Below are 14,417 nucleotides of genomic sequence, written 5' to 3'. Positions count from 1 at the left end.
AACCCGGTCAGTCGTGGATCAGCCTGACCTTCCCACCCGCGACCCCCATGGTCAGGTGCCCTGCCTTGAGTTCACGCGCCAGCTTGCCAAACACCTCGTTCCGCCAGCCATGAAAGGCGGGAATATCCGCCGCATCATCCAGTGCGAACCGATCCAGATCCTCGGACGACGCCACCAGCCTGGGGGCAACACGATGCGTTTCGCAGCAACTGGCCAGCAGCACCTTCAGCAGGGCGATCAGCGCAGGTGACGGACGCTGCGCATCCTTCGCCCGTCCCTTTGGTAAGCGCGGCAGGGCCGCTTCGGGTTCCTCAACCGCCTGCGCCACGGTTTCCAGCAGGGCCTGGCCACTGCGTCCTTCGGCAAAACCGCGCGAAACACCGCGCACGCGGGCCAGCGCATCAATCGTGGCAGGGGCTGTTGCCGCGATTTCCATCAGGCTTTCGTCCTTCAGCAGCCGCTGGCGCGGGACGTTGACACGCTGGGCCTCCCCCTCGCGCCACGCGGCAACCGCGCGCAGAATGCCCAGCATCCGTCGGTTGTTGGTGCGCGGACGCATCTTTTCCCACAATGTCAGTGGGTCAGGACGGAACGTGGTCGGGTTATTCAGGATATCCAGTTCCGCCGCGACCCAGTCCAGACGCCCTTCACGTTCCAGCTGGACCAGCAGCTTTTCATAAACCAGCCGCAGATACGTAACGTCTGCCGCCGCATACCCGATCTGGGCCGGAGACAGCGGACGCGCCGCCCAGTCGGAAAAACGGTGTGACTTGTCTATCTGCACACCCAGCAGGGAGGAAACGAGGTTATCGTAGCCGACCTGATCACCATACCCCGCCACCATGGCCGCGACCTGCGTATCGAACAGGGCGGCAGGCAGGTGATCGAACAGGTGCAGGAAGATTTCCAGATCCTGCCGCGCGGCATGGAAGACCTTGACCACGCTGGCATCATCCAGCAGCGCGCCAAGAGATGTCAGATCGATACCTGGGGCGGTCGTGTCGATCACGACCACGTCCTTCTCCCCGGCCAGCTGCACCAGACACAGCTCGGGCCAGTAAGTGCGTTCGCGCACGAATTCGGTGTCGATCGTCACAAATGGCTCATGCCGCAGTCTCGCGGTTACAGCCTCAAGCTCCGCTGTGGTGGTCACCAGCACAGGGGCGGGAAATTCGGGTCGGGATACACGTGCCATTCCGTGCAGTTATCATGCCTGCGCCCAATTGCAAAAGCGGGCAAAACCGCATGCCGCCCCCCTGTATTTCCGTTGACGGCGGGCCACCCCTTCCGGCATCAGCCACTCATCTTTTCCTGTTATTGACGGACGACCCATGAACACCCACCCCACACCCGATGACGGCAGCCAGTTCCTGACCCAGCTGGGCCAGAACAGCCGCCAGCCCAACAGCCCGGAAGATGCCCGGCTGGAACGCGTACCCGCACCCCAGCGCGGACGCAATTACGTCGTACGCTTTACCGCACCGGAATTCACTTCGCTCTGCCCTGTCACCGGACAGCCGGATTTCGCGCATATCGTCATCGACTACATTCCCGATGAATGGATTGTAGAAAGCAAGTCGCTCAAGCTGTTCCTGACCAGCTTCCGCAACCATGGTGCCTTCCATGAACAGTGTTCCATGCAGATCGCAACCACACTGGTTGACGTGCTGAAACCGGTCTGGCTGCGGATCGGGGCGTACTGGTATCCGCGTGGCGGCATGCCGATTGACGTTTTCTGGCAGACCGGTGCCCCGCCCGAAGGCGTGTGGATCCCCGCGCAGGACGTGCCCGGCTATCGCGGCCGCGGCTGAAAAGCCTGCAGCTTCCGGGGGTGTTTTCATCCCCCTTGAAGGACAGGCATAAAAAAAGCGCCCCGTGCAGGGGCGCTTTTTCGCAGGTCCATTGTGATCCCGCCCCGACTACCGGGCAGGAAAACCCGTTAGATGGACATGGCCGGGATGGCGGACTGTCCGGCCTCGATCTCGGCACGGGCCGACTGGATCTTGTCCATGAGGATATCAAGTGCGGGCACGTTCATCTTGTCCGCTTCCTCATAGGATTTTTCCAGGGCGGCAAGACGCGCTTCCGCATCGTCAACGGATACGTCTTCCACCTTCAACGCCCGGTCGGCAAGGATGGTGCAGTGGGTTGGCGCAATATCGGCAAACCCACCCGCCACGAAGAAGCGGTGCATCACCACATCACCTTCATATACATCAACCACGCCACCGCGCAGTGTCAGCATAAGCGGCGCATGTTCCGGCATTGCCGCGATGTCACCTTCGGACCCCGGCATGACAACCATATCGGCGTCATGCGCGAACAGCACCTTCTCCGGACTGACAATCTTGACCTTAATGGACATGGTCTATCTTCCTTGCGTCAGGGGGTCGGGGTTCAGGCCGATTCCTTCATTTTCTCGGCCTTGGCCACCGCTTCCTCGATCGCACCAACCATGTAGAAGGCACCTTCGGGCAGGTGGTCATATTCGCCAGCCACGATCGCCTTGAACGAACGCACCGTATCTTCCAGCGAAACCAGCTTGCCCGGCGCACCCGTGAACACTTCGGCAACGTGGAACGGCTGGGACAGGAAGCGCTGGATACGACGCGCACGCGCCACGATCAGCTTGTCGTCTTCCGACAGTTCGTCCATGCCCAGAATGGCAATGATGTCCTGCAGGGACTTGTAGGTCTGCAGGATACGCTGCACGTCACGCGCCACCTGGTAATGCTCGTCACCGACAATCTTTGGATCAAGCGAACGGGACGTGGAATCCAGCGGATCAACAGCCGGGTAGATACCCATTTCCGCGATGGAACGGTTCAGCACCGTGGTCGCGTCAAGATGGGCAAAGGTCGCGGCAGGTGCCGGATCGGTCAGGTCATCGGCGGGAACATAAACGGCCTGCACTGAGGTGATCGACCCCTTCTTGGTCGAGGTGATGCGTTCCTGCAGCGCGCCCATTTCGGTCGCCAGCGTGGGCTGGTACCCCACGGCGGAGGGGATACGACCCAGCAGAGCGGACACTTCAGCGCCAGCCTGCGTGAAACGGAAGATGTTATCGACGAAGAACAGCACGTCCTGACCTTCGACGTCACGGAAGTATTCCGCAACCGTCACACCGGACAGGGCGACACGGGCACGCGCACCCGGCGGCTCGTTCATCTGGCCATAGACCAGCGCCACCTTGGAACCTTCGGTCGAATCGCCATCAAGCTTGATGACACCCGCATCCTGCATTTCGTAATACAGGTCGTTACCTTCACGGGTACGTTCACCGACACCGGCAAAGACCGACACGCCGCCATGCGCCTTGGCGATGTTGTTGATCAGTTCCTGGATGATGACGGTCTTGCCCACGCCGGCACCGCCGAACAGGCCAACCTTGCCACCCTTCAGGTACGGGCACAGCAGGTCGACAACCTTGATGCCCGTGGGCAGGATTTCGGTTGCGGCGGCCTGCTCGTCAAACGCAGGGGCGGCGCGGTGGATCGGCGCGCGGCCTTCGGACTTCACCGGACCACGGTCATCGATCGGATCGCCGATCACGTTCAGGATACGACCAAGCGTACCCGGGCCGACCGGCACGGTGATCTGGCTGCCGGTGGCGGCGACTTCCGCACCGCGGGTTAGGCCATCAGTGGTATCCATGGCAATGCAGCGGACTTCGTGTTCGCCGATTTCCTGCGCCACTTCCAGCACCAAGGTCTGGCCGTTCAGCTGAACGTGCAGTGCCTCGAGGATATGCGGCAGCGTACCCTCGAACTGAACGTCAACGACGGCGCCGCGGACCTGCGTCACACGACCAACGACATTGCTTTTCTGCGCCTGCGTGGAGACAGGAGCCTCTTGAGTTGTGGTTTCCGACATGGGACAGCTCCTGTGAGCGTGAAGATCGATCCTCAGACAGCCTGGGCGCCCGAAATGATCTCGATCAGTTCATTGGTAATATTGGTCTGACGCGTACGGTTGTAGGTCAGGGTCAGACGGTCGATGGCCTTGCCAGCGTTCCGGGTCGCGTTATCCATCGCGGTCATCCGCGCGCCGTTTTCACCCGCCGCCGTTTCCAGCATGGTCGCATACAGCTGGACCTGCAGGTTCCGCGGCAGAAGGCTGGACAGCATCGTGGCCTCGTCCGGCTCGAACTCGTAGCTTGCGACGTCGGCGTTTTCCGTATTGTCGTTTTCCGGCAGCGCCAGCGGCACGATCTGCATTTCTGTCGGCGTCTGGGTCATGACATTCTGGAATCGGTTGTACACCAACGTGCAGACGTCAAACTCACCCTTTTCCAGCAGCGACGTGATCTGTTCACCCAGTTCCGTAGCTGAGGAAAAGGGGATTTCCTTGCTGGCGGACAGGTGACGGTGGCCGATGATCAGATCGGCAAAGTCACGCGACAGGAATTCGTACGTCTTGCGCCCGACCGGCAGGATCTTGACGGTCTTGCCTTCCGCCTGGAGCTTGAGCACCAGATTGCGGGTCGTACGGTTGATGTTGGAGTTGAATGCACCGGCCAGACCACGGTCGCTGGACATCGGGATCAGAAGATGCACCTTGTCCTGACCCGTTCCGGTCAGCAGCGCAGGCTGGCCGCCTTCGCCCGCCACGCTGCGGGCCACTTCGGCCAGCATACGGCGCATTGCATCAGCATAGGGCCGAGCGGCCGCCGCGCGGGTTTCCGCCCGACGCAGCTTTGCCGCCGCCACCATTTTCATCGCGCTGGTGATCTTTCGCGTCGATTTGACGCTGCCGATCCGTGCGCGCAGTTCCTTCAGGGAAGCCATGGTTGCCCGATCTTCCTCAGTTGGCGAACTGACGGCCGAACGTCGTCAGGAAATCATTCAGACGGCTTTCGATATCCTTGGTCAGCTGACGCTGGGTGCGGATCGATTCCAGAATGTCCTTGCCCGACGTGCGGACGTCATCCAGCAGGCGCTTTTCATAGGTTGTCACCTGATCGACCGGCACGGCATCGATATAGCCACGGGTGCCAGCGAACAGGACCACCACCTGCTCCTCGACCGACAGGGGCGAGGTTTCGGGCTGCTTGAGCAGCTCGACCAGACGTGCACCACGGGCAAGCTGCTTCTGCGTGGCCGGGTCCAGATCGGACGCGAACTGCGAGAACGCCGCCATTTCACGATACTGCGCCAGTTCCAGCTTGATCTTGCCGGCAACCTGCTTCATCGCCTTGATCTGTGCTGCGGAACCAACACGCGACACGGAACCACCAACGTTCACCGCCGGGCGGATGCCACGGTAGAACAGGTCGGTTTCAAGGAAGACCTGACCGTCGGTGATGGAGATCACGTTGGTCGGGATGTAGGCGGACACATCACCGGCCTGCGTTTCGATCACCGGCAGGGCGGTCAGCGAACCGGCGCCGAACTTGTCGGACATCTTCGCTGCGCGTTCCAGCAGGCGGGAATGCAGGTAGAACACGTCGCCCGGATAGGCTTCACGTCCCGGCGGACGACGCAGCAGCAGGGACATCTGACGGTATGCCACGGCCTGCTTGGACAGGTCATCATACACGATCAGGGCATGCATGCCGTTGTCGCGGAAGTATTCACCCATGGAGCAGGCGGCATACGGTGCAAGATACTGCATCGGGGCCGGGTCGGACGCGGTGGCCGCCACGACGATGGAGTATTCCATCGCACCGGTTTCCTCCAACGTGCGCACCAGCTGCGCAACCGTCGAACGCTTCTGCCCGATGGCGACATAGATGCAGTACAGCGACTTCTTGTCGTCACCCAGGGCGTTGACGCTCTTCTGGTTGACGATGGTGTCGATCAGGATGGCGGTCTTGCCGGTCTGACGGTCACCAATGATCAGTTCACGCTGGCCACGCCCGATGGGCACGAGCGCGTCGATCGCCTTGATGCCGGTCTGCATCGGCTCGCTGACGGACTGGCGCGGCATGATGCCGGGTGCCTTGATTTCCGCGCGCTTGTTGATCACCTCACCAACCAGCGGACCTTTACCGTCGATCGGGTTACCCAGACCGTCGACCACACGGCCCAGCAGTGCCTTGCCGGTCGGAACTTCAACCACCTTGCCGGTACGGGCGACGGTGTCGCCTTCGCGCATTGCGGTATCATCCCCGAAAATGACGACACCGACGTTGTCATTTTCAAGGTTCAGGGCCATGCCCTTCTGGCCGCTGGCGGGGAAGTCCAGCATTTCGCCGGCTTCGACATTCTGCAGGCCGTAGACACGGGCAATGCCGTCACCCACCGACAGGATGGTACCTGTCTCGGCAACGTCAACGGCCTTGTCGAACGTAGCGATCTGCTGCTTGAGGATATCCGAAATCTCGGAGGGGCGGATTTCCATCACGCGGCTCCCTTCATGGCATGGTGCAGGCGGGTAAGGCGGGATCTGAGGCTGGTATCATACAGGCGGGCGCCAATGCGCACGACCAGACCGCCCAGCAGGGCCGCGTCAACACGCTCCTGGATATTGACTTTGGAATAGCCGGCCTCGGCAAGGCGGCTGCGAAGCTGGACTCGCTGCAGATCGGTCAGGGGATGGGCGGACACGACATCCGCCACCACTTCCCCGCGCCGGGCCGCAGCGATAGCCGCCAGCGCGGCAAGAATTTCACGCAGGCGCGGGAAGCGGCGGTTATTCGCCACCACGCCAACAAAATCACGCATAAGGGGGCTGAAGCCTTCAGCCTCCAGCACGGCATCGACCGCCTTGCGGCTGTCGCGGATATCGAGCGTGCGATCCGTCAGCGCGGTGCGCAGGTCGGCATTGCCGTCGATCAGTCCGGCAAGGCTGGATGCCTGCTCCAGAACAGGGTCAAGCTGCTTGCGGTCAGCCGCAAGCTCATAGAGCGCCGTCGCATAACGACCGGGAAGGCCATTGGCAATGGAGGCGATCGGTATTGAGGTCGTTCCACCCGAATCCACTGTCCGCTTTTCCAATCCAGAATCTTGATTCAAACACAAGCCGCCTGCCCGGAAACCTTGGCCCCGTGCGCTGCTGGCGCGGCTCTAGCACGCAGCGCAGGCACACGCAACAGATCAGGCAGCCTGCCGGCATCGTCCGATACCACCAACACCGCCCGCTTTCCCGCGCATGCGCACGCCCCGCTACAGGTTGGCGGGATCATACATGCGCGACACCGTTTCGGAAACAGCAAACGCGCGTTTTTGTTGCGGGCCGGCACAGTCCGGGTGACGGGATCATTCAGACATTGATATGCAATAAACGCATACCACAGATGCGTCCTCTATGAATCCAGCAGCGCCGCCACCTGCCGCGCGCTCCGCCTGGCCCGGACACCGGTTGAAACCAGTCCCAGCCCGGCGATTCCGGCGGCCGCGACAGCCATGCACCACCAGACGACATGCGTGGCCTGAGGAAACTCGCTCCACTGCACCCCACCGGCGCGCACGCTGCCCGCACTCAGCGCCCCACCCAGCGCAATGCCCAGCAACGCCCCCACCTGGCGACTGCTGGAGGCAATGGCCGCAGCCACCCCCGCCTGCGAACGCGGCATGCCCGAAACGGCGGAATTGGTAATGGGTGCGTTACACAGCCCGAACCCGCACCCGCACAGCCCATAGGACAGCAGCAGCCACCACAGCGGCGTATGCGCCGCCAGCCCCGTCAGCAGCAGCGCGCTCAGCCCGAATCCGGCAGCAGACATCAGCAACGGCAGGCGCGCGCCATACCGGCCCGTCAGCCGTCCAGACAGCGGCGCGCACACCATGCTGCCACAGGCGAAGGGCAGCGTGCACAGGCCGGCCTGCAGCGCGGGCAGGCCACGCACGTCCTGCAGGTAGAGGGTATTGAGAAACAGGAACGCACTGAAAATGGCAAAGGCCAGCACCGCCGTCACGATCGCGCCGGAAAAGGGCCATGCACGGAAAAACCGCAGGTCGATCAGCGGGGTAGCCGCGCGTTGCTCCACCATCACGAACCCCATGACCGCCAGCAGGCCGAAACCGAGGAATCCGGAAATTGTGGGAGACGTCCAGCCGTAATTATGGGCCTCGATCAGCCCGGACGTAATCATGACCAGCGCCACGATGGCCAGCAGCTGCCCCGGCGCATCAATACCGCGCGCCCGGCCGCCACGGGATTCGGGTATGAAACGCAGCGTCAGAAGGATCGCGATCAGGCCGATGGGCACATTGACCCAGAACACCGCCTGCCATCCCACCCAGTGCACCAGAATGCCACCCACGACCGGCCCCAGCGCAAGGGCCACACCCGATGTCGCGCCCCATATGCCGATGGCCTGCGCCCGGCTTCGCGGTTCCACATACACATTGGTCAGGATCGACAGCGCCACGGGGTTGAGCATGGAGCCACCAATGCCCTGCACCGCGCGCGCCATGATCAGGATGTCCACGCTGCGGGCCATGGCACACAGGGCGGACCCGCTGCAGAACAGCCCGATCCCCATCAGGAACATCCGCCGCCGCCCGAACCGGTCCGCCAGCGAGCCCACCAGCAGCATGAGACTGGCGACCATGAGGGTATAGGCATCCACCACCCACTGCAGGGTGGAAAAACCGCCATGCATATCGGCCCGGATCGATGGCAGCACGACGTTGACGACCGTCACGTCCATCATGACCAGAAGCAGGCTGAGACAGCACGTGGCCAGCACGATGCGTGGATGAATGGTGGAAGAACCGGTCAATGTCATAATCAGGCTACCCCTCCCCTTTGCCGACAGCGTAATCCGCACGCACGGGCACGGTTCCAGCCGACTGGTCTGAAAATATATGCGGCTATTTCAGGGAGGAAATGGAGCGGGCGAAGGGAATCGAACCCTCCTCAGAAGCTTGGAAGGCTACTGCATTACCACTATGCTACGCCCGCCCATAAGGTTGGCGAAACATATACAGTTTCCGCCTGCCGCGTGGCAAGCCCATAAACCAGCAGGCGGGAACAAACACGTAAAACTTTCATTTTTATGTCCTGCCCCCTTGACTTTCGACGCGAGTCATACTTTTTTCCGCTTCCTGTGCCGGGTTCGCATGGATGACCCGAAACGGCGCGGCGCCTGCCGCGTCATGGTGTTTCGGGTTTATGCAGGCGGCTTTGCAGGGGTGTAGCTCAATTGGCTAGAGCGCCGGTCTCCAAAACCGGAGGTTGCGGGTTCGAGACCCTCCACCCCTGCCATTTTCCGGTCGGGCATTACCCTTCCGGCCTGGCACCCGATGGGTCGGGCCACAATGGCCCGCACCGGTTATTAGGCCCCGCACTGGCTGGAGCAGTCCGGTTGGTGCGCCGTGGCGTTGCAGGAAGGGTATTTCGTGTCGGTCAGTCCCGCGAAATTTGTTGAAGACGTCCGTGCCGAGGCCCGCAAGGTCACATGGCCAACACGACGCGCCACCCTGATGACAACGGGTGCGGTTCTGGCCATGGCCGGTCTTGCGTCGGTTTTCTTTTTCCTCGTCGACGAGGTGATCGGCCTTGCCGTACGGAAACTCTTCGGACTGGGAGGCTGAGTTCAGCCATGGCCAAGCGGTGGTATGTGATCCACGTCTATTCGGGCTTCGAGAAAAAAATAGCCCAGCACATCACGGAACAGGCCGCCCAGAAGGGTCTGGCCGACCATTTCGGTGAAATCCTTGTTCCATCGGAAGAAGTGACGGAAGTGCGTCGTGGCCAGAAGGTCAATTCGGAACGCAAGTTCTTCCCCGGTTACGTGCTGGTGAACATGGAACTGACCGATGAGGCGTGGCACCTAGTCAAGGACACGCCCAAGGTCACCGGCTTCCTGGGCAGCAAGACCCGTCCGTCGCCCATTCCCAAGGTCGAGGCCGAGCGGATCATGAAGCAGGCGCAGGAAGGCGTGGAACGCGTCCGTCCTTCCGTCACGTTCGAAATCGGTGAGCAGATCCGCGTGGCCGATGGTCCCTTCACCTCCTTCAACGGCACGATCGAGGAAGTGGATGAGGAACGCGGTCGCCTGAAGGTCAGCGTCTCCATCTTCGGCCGGTCCACGCCGGTAGATCTGGAATACAATCAGGTGGAAAAGGTCTGACCTTCCCCGCTTACGACAAAGGCGCCTCCGGGCGCCTTTTTTATTGCCTGTAGTGATTGCAGGTCATCAAAAGTTTCCGGTGAAGCTTTTTTCAAAAAGCTTCGGAGACGCCGCCCTTGTGAAAAAAGGCGGCGCCCGGAAACCGTGCGCCTTCATTCAGGAATGATGGGGCACCGGGGCTACTGGCAATGCCTGCAGCCGTTCGGCCGCCATGTCGGCCACCTGTCCCGTCAGCTGGCTCAGCGCCGCCACCATGGCGCGCGTGCCGGTGCCGGTTGGTGTCGCACTCAGATCCAGCGGTACGGACAGTCCGTGATCCGCATCCCCCACCCTGTGCACCGACAGGTTGCCTGCAAGGTGCACCAGCCCCGCCGAATCGCGTGCGAAGCGGGTGATCTCGACCTCGACCACGCCCTGCGCCGGTATGGTGGTCGCATCATTCTGGGCAAAGACGGTGCGGCCCGGCAGACGCTGCTGCAGGTCAGTGGACAGCACATGACCCAGCATGGGGGCCAGTGGCTCGCTCCATGCCGCACCAGCCAGTGGCGTGACACTGTAATCATCCTGCACGCCCACGATGGTCTGCCGGTCCAGCGAGGACGGGACGCCAGGCGTACGGACCTCGATCACGGCGGGAACCTGCGTCCCCACCCCCATGGACTGCGTGCTGGCCACGGGAGCCAACGAATACAGCGTAGGATCGGAGGACCCGCACCCACCCAGAGTGAGTACTCCCGCCATCGCAACAGTTGCCGCCATGGTCCGCCGTGCGGAATGTGTGAAATGCCAGAAGGGGCGTTGCATGGTCTTATCGTCCCGTAATCAGTGCCGAGGGATGGTGGGTCAGGAAGTCCGACAGGAAGCGCAGCGACCGCGCGGCGTCGTTCAGCTGCTGCATCATCTGCTGCAGGTTGCGCTGGAAGTCGGTATCGCCGCCATAGCTGGACAGGACCGAATTCGCGTTTTTCAGTGTCTTGTCCATGCCGGTCAGCAGTTGCGGCATTTCGGTCCGGGCATCGCGCGATATGACCTGCAGGTTCTGTAGCGACCCACGTAGCGCGGTCAGCGCCTGTTTCGTATCGGGGCTGTTGATCCGTGCATCGGCATGGGCCAGCAGGCTGGTCAGGTTGTCGCCCATCTGGGTCAGCGGCATCGCGGCGATCTTGTCGCCAATGATGGACAGCGAATCCATGATGCCCGCCATTCCGCCCGCCTGTCCCGGCAGGACCATGGCGTCCCCTTCCATCGTGATCTGTTCCGGCTTCGCGTTCTTGACGAATGTCAGCGCGATTTCGGATTCGCCAGTCAGCATGCTGGTGCTCTGTATGGATGCGCGCAGTCCGGCCGCCACCTGCGTACGCAGCAGTCCGGCCATGGCTTCGGGCGGGACCTGCTGGTTATCAAGCACGCGTTCGGGCTGCAGTTCCATGGCCACACGCACATGCGCCTTACCCGTGGCGGGATTCACTTCCAGCTTCACGTCATCGATCATGCCGACCTGAATGCCGAACATGGTCAGGCGACCACCCTTGGTCAGGCCGGACACCGAACTGGTCAGGTAGGTGACAAGGGGAATACGCTCACGATAGCCCGCGCTGTTGGCTTCCTCCGCGCTGTCATACAGCAGGAAGGTGGTATCTGCCCCGGCGGTGCTGGGCAGAGTATTTTTCTCGTTCCGCGCATCAGGCGGGTCAAATGCGACACCACCGGACAGCAGCGCCTGCAGCGACTGCAGCTTGACCTTCAGCCCACCCGGACCAAGACCCACCTGCACGCCGGACACGTTCCAGAAGCGCGTGGTGGTCCGCAGGTAGCTGTCATACGGGGCCTGCACGAAAATCTGCACCCGGATCGGCCCGCGCCCTTCGGGTGGCATGGTGTAGCCCAGCACTTCGCCCACCACCACGTCACGGAAAAAGATCGGCGCACCCTGCCCGAGCGAGCCAAGCGACTGCGTAATCAGGGTATAGGTATGCCCCGGCTGGTCCGAGCGCACGCCCGGCGGTGATTCCAGCCCTTTGAAATGCGTGGTGTAACGCCCGCCCGGTTCCCCGGCATCCATGGCGATGTAGGCGCCGGACATGACGGTTTCCAGACCGGTCACGCTGGCCCCGTTGATACGTGGCCGTACGACCCAGAAACGGGCGTGATCGGTCAGCATACGGCGTGCGGACGACGTCATGCGCACACCGACCTCGACATGGTGCATGTCATCGCTCAACCGGATCGAATCAACCGTGCCCAGCGACACCGCCTTGTTCTTGACCTCGGTCTGGCCACTGGTCAGGCCATCAGCCGTATCGAAGCTTATGACAATCAGCGGCCCCCGGTCGGTCAGGCCACGCCAGCCCAGGTACCCCGCAATCAGGATGGCGACAATCGGCACCAGCCAGACCACGGAAAAACGGTACCGCCGCGCACGGGCCTGCGGCACGTTCCCCTGCGGGTCATTGGAAAGGAAATCGTCATTCACGCCTGATCTGGCTCCATGCTGACCGGTCCGGTACCGACCGGGGAAAGGGAAGGTGAAGAAGGGGCCGCCGGTCCGGGCCTGCGTGTCGCCTGTGCCTGCAGGACGGACGGGGGCAGCCCGTCAACCACCCGGCCATTGCGCCCTGCCGCATCCCACATGATACGGGGATCAAAGCTCCATGCCGCCAGGAGGGTCAGCACCACGACGGCGGCAAAGGCCACCATGCCTGCATTGGCAGTTACGCTGGCCATGGCGTTGAAGCGCACGACCGCGACCAGAATTGAAATCATGAACACGTCAATCATGGACCACCGGCCCACCATGTCCACCACGCGGAACAGCCGGGTCCGGGCCACCAGATGCCCCCGCGCGCCATGCCATGTCTGCCAGACCATCCAGCCAAGGCTAGCGATCTTGAGCATCGGGACGGTGATGGAGGCAAAGAACACCAGCAGCGACAGCGGAATCATGCCATCCACCCACAACTCGATCGCGCCTTCGACAATGGTATGCCCGCCGCCGCCGCCCATGCGCATGAAGGTCATGACCGGGTAAAGGTTGGCGGGGATATAGAAAACGATGGCTGCAATCAGGAACGCGGTGGTGCGCGTCAACGACTGTGGCAGGCGGCGCCAGACCCTGTGTTCGCATCGCGGGCAGATCCCGACACAGCTCAGGTTCGAGACCGGATGCGCCAGTTCCCCTACCAGCCCGCATGACGTGCATGCTACCAGATGGTCCTCCGGCGGCATGCCGATATCGTCCACATGCACGTAATCGACCTCGACCGTCTGGTCGCCTTCGGTGCGGGTCAGGGAATCAATCCGGCGGTGCCGCCAGATCATTTCGGTATCCAGCGTCGAATCCGTGGCCGCCATGGTCAGCATTAGCGCGCCGATCAGGTACACGGCAGGCCCGACATCGACATGGGCCATGTCGGTCAGCTTGGTATAGGCAACGAAGATACCAAGGATATAGACCTCGACCATCGACCATGGCCGCAGCTTGTCATACCAGACGAGGATTCGTGGCGCCCAGTCCGGCAGCTGCCGCGATGACGCGGCAACCAGAATGGCGAACATGAACCCGATCGCCACCGCCGGGGCCAGGATCGTGACCGCGCCCACAAGGACACCGGCCTCCCCCCACCCTTCATGCATGAGTTCCATCGGCCCGGTCAGCAGGTCCACAGTGCGCTGCCTGCCATATACATCCAGCGTCATGAGCGATGACGCGAGTGCCGCCAGATAGAACGCGGCCGAACTTATGCAGAACGCCAGCGGCGTTGCCAGTGGCGCGGTGCGCCGCCTGCGCGCCAGCTTCTGCCCGCACCGCACGCACGACGCCTGTTCCCCCGGGTCCAGATCCGGCAGGCGCTGATACAGCCCGCAGCCGGGACATTCCGACAATCCGCCAATGACGCGCACATGACGGATGGGACCGGGTTCCACATCATCACAACGCAGATGCAGGGAAGAAGAAGACGTGTTCATGCTGCGCACAGCATATAGACCAAATTAAAATGGGGAATGCCGCATTTGATATATTGCATCATGCCAGCCCATCGTTTATCAGACCCCACAGGTTTGCCGACATAGCTCAGGGGTAGAGCAACTGATTCGTAATCAGTAGGCCCTCGGTTCAATTCCGAGTGTCGGCACCACCTTACCCCATTATTTTCCAAAATTTTGAAACTTACCCAGATTCGTAAACCGTTTCCCTGAAACCATAGGGCAACGAACAGGTAAGGCTACCCATTTCATGGGTTCCTCAAATCGCGATCGGAAACGGATTCGATGATATTCGAATCCCCAGTCGTTTCCGCCTGACCCGTCTGGCTGTGCGCATCGGCATGGACGGGACCACCATGCCCATTCGGCACCCTTCCCCGATCATGCCCGTCCTGGTCGCCCATAAACCCTT

Annotated in this window: 13 protein-coding genes and 3 tRNA genes; 5 read left to right on the top strand and 11 right to left on the bottom strand. The window is 61.8% G+C overall.

The window, feature by feature from the left end; genetic code table 11:
• Positions 1 to 7 precede the first annotated feature (7 nt).
• The gene (rnd, locus tag HNO79_RS04755) at positions 8 to 1,195 is read right to left on the bottom strand and encodes a ribonuclease D (RefSeq protein WP_048855822.1); all 1,188 of its coding nucleotides are present in this window, start codon (positions 1,193 to 1,195) and stop codon (positions 8 to 10) included.
• Positions 1,196 to 1,331: 136 nt separating this feature from the next.
• Between rnd and queF the strand changes: the two genes are divergently transcribed.
• Positions 1,332 to 1,811 carry a preQ(1) synthase gene (queF, locus tag HNO79_RS04750; RefSeq protein ID WP_214164411.1) on the top strand — a complete coding sequence of 160 codons (480 nt, stop codon included), beginning with the start codon at positions 1,332 to 1,334 and terminating at the stop codon, positions 1,809 to 1,811.
• Positions 1,812 to 1,939: 128 nt separating this feature from the next.
• Here the strand turns inward: queF and atpC are convergent, their stop codons facing one another.
• The 7 genes from atpC to HNO79_RS04715 form a co-directional block, all read right to left on the bottom strand.
• Positions 1,940 to 2,365, bottom strand: coding sequence for an ATP synthase F1 subunit epsilon (gene atpC, locus HNO79_RS04745; RefSeq protein ID WP_010508957.1), 426 nt, complete (start codon positions 2,363 to 2,365; stop codon positions 1,940 to 1,942).
• 32 nt (positions 2,366 to 2,397) lie between these two features.
• Positions 2,398 to 3,873 carry a F0F1 ATP synthase subunit beta gene (gene atpD / locus HNO79_RS04740; protein ID WP_029329623.1) on the bottom strand — a complete coding sequence of 492 codons (1,476 nt, stop codon included), beginning with the start codon at positions 3,871 to 3,873 and terminating at the stop codon, positions 2,398 to 2,400.
• Positions 3,874 to 3,905: 32 nt separating this feature from the next.
• The gene (locus HNO79_RS04735; RefSeq protein ID WP_010515508.1) at positions 3,906 to 4,787 is read right to left on the bottom strand and encodes a F0F1 ATP synthase subunit gamma; all 882 of its coding nucleotides are present in this window, start codon (positions 4,785 to 4,787) and stop codon (positions 3,906 to 3,908) included.
• Positions 4,788 to 4,803: 16 nt separating this feature from the next.
• Positions 4,804 to 6,342 carry a F0F1 ATP synthase subunit alpha gene (gene atpA / locus HNO79_RS04730; RefSeq protein ID WP_010515510.1) on the bottom strand — a complete coding sequence of 513 codons (1,539 nt, stop codon included), beginning with the start codon at positions 6,340 to 6,342 and terminating at the stop codon, positions 4,804 to 4,806.
• Positions 6,342 to 6,938, bottom strand: coding sequence for an ATP synthase F1 subunit delta (gene atpH / locus HNO79_RS04725; RefSeq protein WP_029329624.1), 597 nt, complete (start codon positions 6,936 to 6,938; stop codon positions 6,342 to 6,344). Before atpH ends, atpA begins: the two co-directional genes overlap by 1 nt.
• A 308-nt stretch (positions 6,939 to 7,246) precedes the next feature.
• On the bottom strand, positions 7,247 to 8,674 hold the full coding sequence (locus tag HNO79_RS04720) for an MFS transporter (RefSeq protein WP_214164412.1): 1,428 nt from the start codon (positions 8,672 to 8,674) through the stop codon (positions 7,247 to 7,249).
• Between the two features lie 102 nt (positions 8,675 to 8,776).
• A tRNA-Gly gene (locus HNO79_RS04715) sits at positions 8,777 to 8,850 on the bottom strand.
• A 226-nt stretch (positions 8,851 to 9,076) separates the two neighbouring features.
• On the opposite strand from HNO79_RS04715, the gene HNO79_RS04710 reads away from it, so the two are divergent.
• The 3 genes from HNO79_RS04710 to nusG all read left to right on the top strand — a co-directional run bounded on the left by HNO79_RS04710 (position 9,077) and on the right by nusG (position 10,021).
• Positions 9,077 to 9,153, top strand: a tRNA-Trp gene (locus HNO79_RS04710).
• A gap of 134 nt (positions 9,154 to 9,287) precedes the next feature.
• On the top strand, positions 9,288 to 9,482 hold the full coding sequence (secE, locus tag HNO79_RS04705; RefSeq protein ID WP_007397644.1) for a preprotein translocase subunit SecE: 195 nt from the start codon (positions 9,288 to 9,290) through the stop codon (positions 9,480 to 9,482).
• Positions 9,483 to 9,490: 8 nt separating this feature from the next.
• A complete protein-coding gene (nusG, locus tag HNO79_RS04700; RefSeq protein WP_010508943.1) occupies positions 9,491 to 10,021 on the top strand; it encodes a transcription termination/antitermination protein NusG in 531 nt (176 codons plus the stop codon).
• A 156-nt stretch (positions 10,022 to 10,177) separates the two neighbouring features.
• On the opposite strand, the gene HNO79_RS04695 is transcribed toward nusG, so the two are convergent.
• From HNO79_RS04695 to HNO79_RS04685, 3 genes are read right to left on the bottom strand one after another with little or no spacing between them, the layout of a single operon-like run.
• Entirely contained in the window at positions 10,178 to 10,825 is a 648-nt protein-coding gene (locus HNO79_RS04695; RefSeq protein ID WP_214164413.1) for a PqiC family protein, read from the bottom strand.
• A gap of 4 nt (positions 10,826 to 10,829) precedes the next feature.
• A complete protein-coding gene (locus HNO79_RS04690; protein WP_048855819.1) occupies positions 10,830 to 12,494 on the bottom strand; it encodes a PqiB family protein in 1,665 nt (554 codons plus the stop codon).
• Positions 12,491 to 13,987, bottom strand: coding sequence for a paraquat-inducible protein A (locus HNO79_RS04685; RefSeq protein ID WP_214164414.1), 1,497 nt, complete (start codon positions 13,985 to 13,987; stop codon positions 12,491 to 12,493). The genes HNO79_RS04690 and HNO79_RS04685 overlap by 4 nt, the downstream gene beginning before the upstream one ends.
• A 95-nt stretch (positions 13,988 to 14,082) precedes the next feature.
• On the opposite strand from HNO79_RS04685, the gene HNO79_RS04680 reads away from it, so the two are divergent.
• Positions 14,083 to 14,157, top strand: a tRNA-Thr gene (locus tag HNO79_RS04680).
• The last annotated feature ends 260 nt before the right edge of the window (positions 14,158 to 14,417 follow it).

Source organism: Komagataeibacter oboediens (assembly GCF_018491655.1).
Classification (GTDB): Bacteria; Pseudomonadota; Alphaproteobacteria; order Acetobacterales; family Acetobacteraceae; genus Komagataeibacter; species Komagataeibacter oboediens.
Note: the sequence above shows the minus strand (reverse complement) of the source record. Positions and strands in the feature narration are given on the sequence as shown.

Coding starts and splice junctions, on each gene's coding strand:
- rnd (WP_048855822.1), bottom strand. CDS start 1,195: ATGGCACGTGTATCCCGACCCGAATTTCCCGCCCCTGTGCTGGTGACC.
- atpD (WP_029329623.1), bottom strand. CDS start 3,873: ATGTCGGAAACCACAACTCAAGAGGCTCCTGTCTCCACGCAGGCGCAG.
- HNO79_RS04720 (WP_214164412.1), bottom strand. CDS start 8,674: ATGACATTGACCGGTTCTTCCACCATTCATCCACGCATCGTGCTGGCC.
- HNO79_RS04695 (WP_214164413.1), bottom strand. CDS start 10,825: ATGCAACGCCCCTTCTGGCATTTCACACATTCCGCACGGCGGACCATG.
- queF (WP_214164411.1), top strand. CDS start 1,332: ATGAACACCCACCCCACACCCGATGACGGCAGCCAGTTCCTGACCCAG.
- HNO79_RS04735 (WP_010515508.1), bottom strand. CDS start 4,787: ATGGCTTCCCTGAAGGAACTGCGCGCACGGATCGGCAGCGTCAAATCG.
- nusG (WP_010508943.1), top strand. CDS start 9,491: ATGGCCAAGCGGTGGTATGTGATCCACGTCTATTCGGGCTTCGAGAAA.
- HNO79_RS04685 (WP_214164414.1), bottom strand. CDS start 13,987: ATGAACACGTCTTCTTCTTCCCTGCATCTGCGTTGTGATGATGTGGAA.
- atpA (WP_010515510.1), bottom strand. CDS start 6,342: ATGGAAATCCGCCCCTCCGAGATTTCGGATATCCTCAAGCAGCAGATC.
- atpC (WP_010508957.1), bottom strand. CDS start 2,365: ATGTCCATTAAGGTCAAGATTGTCAGTCCGGAGAAGGTGCTGTTCGCG.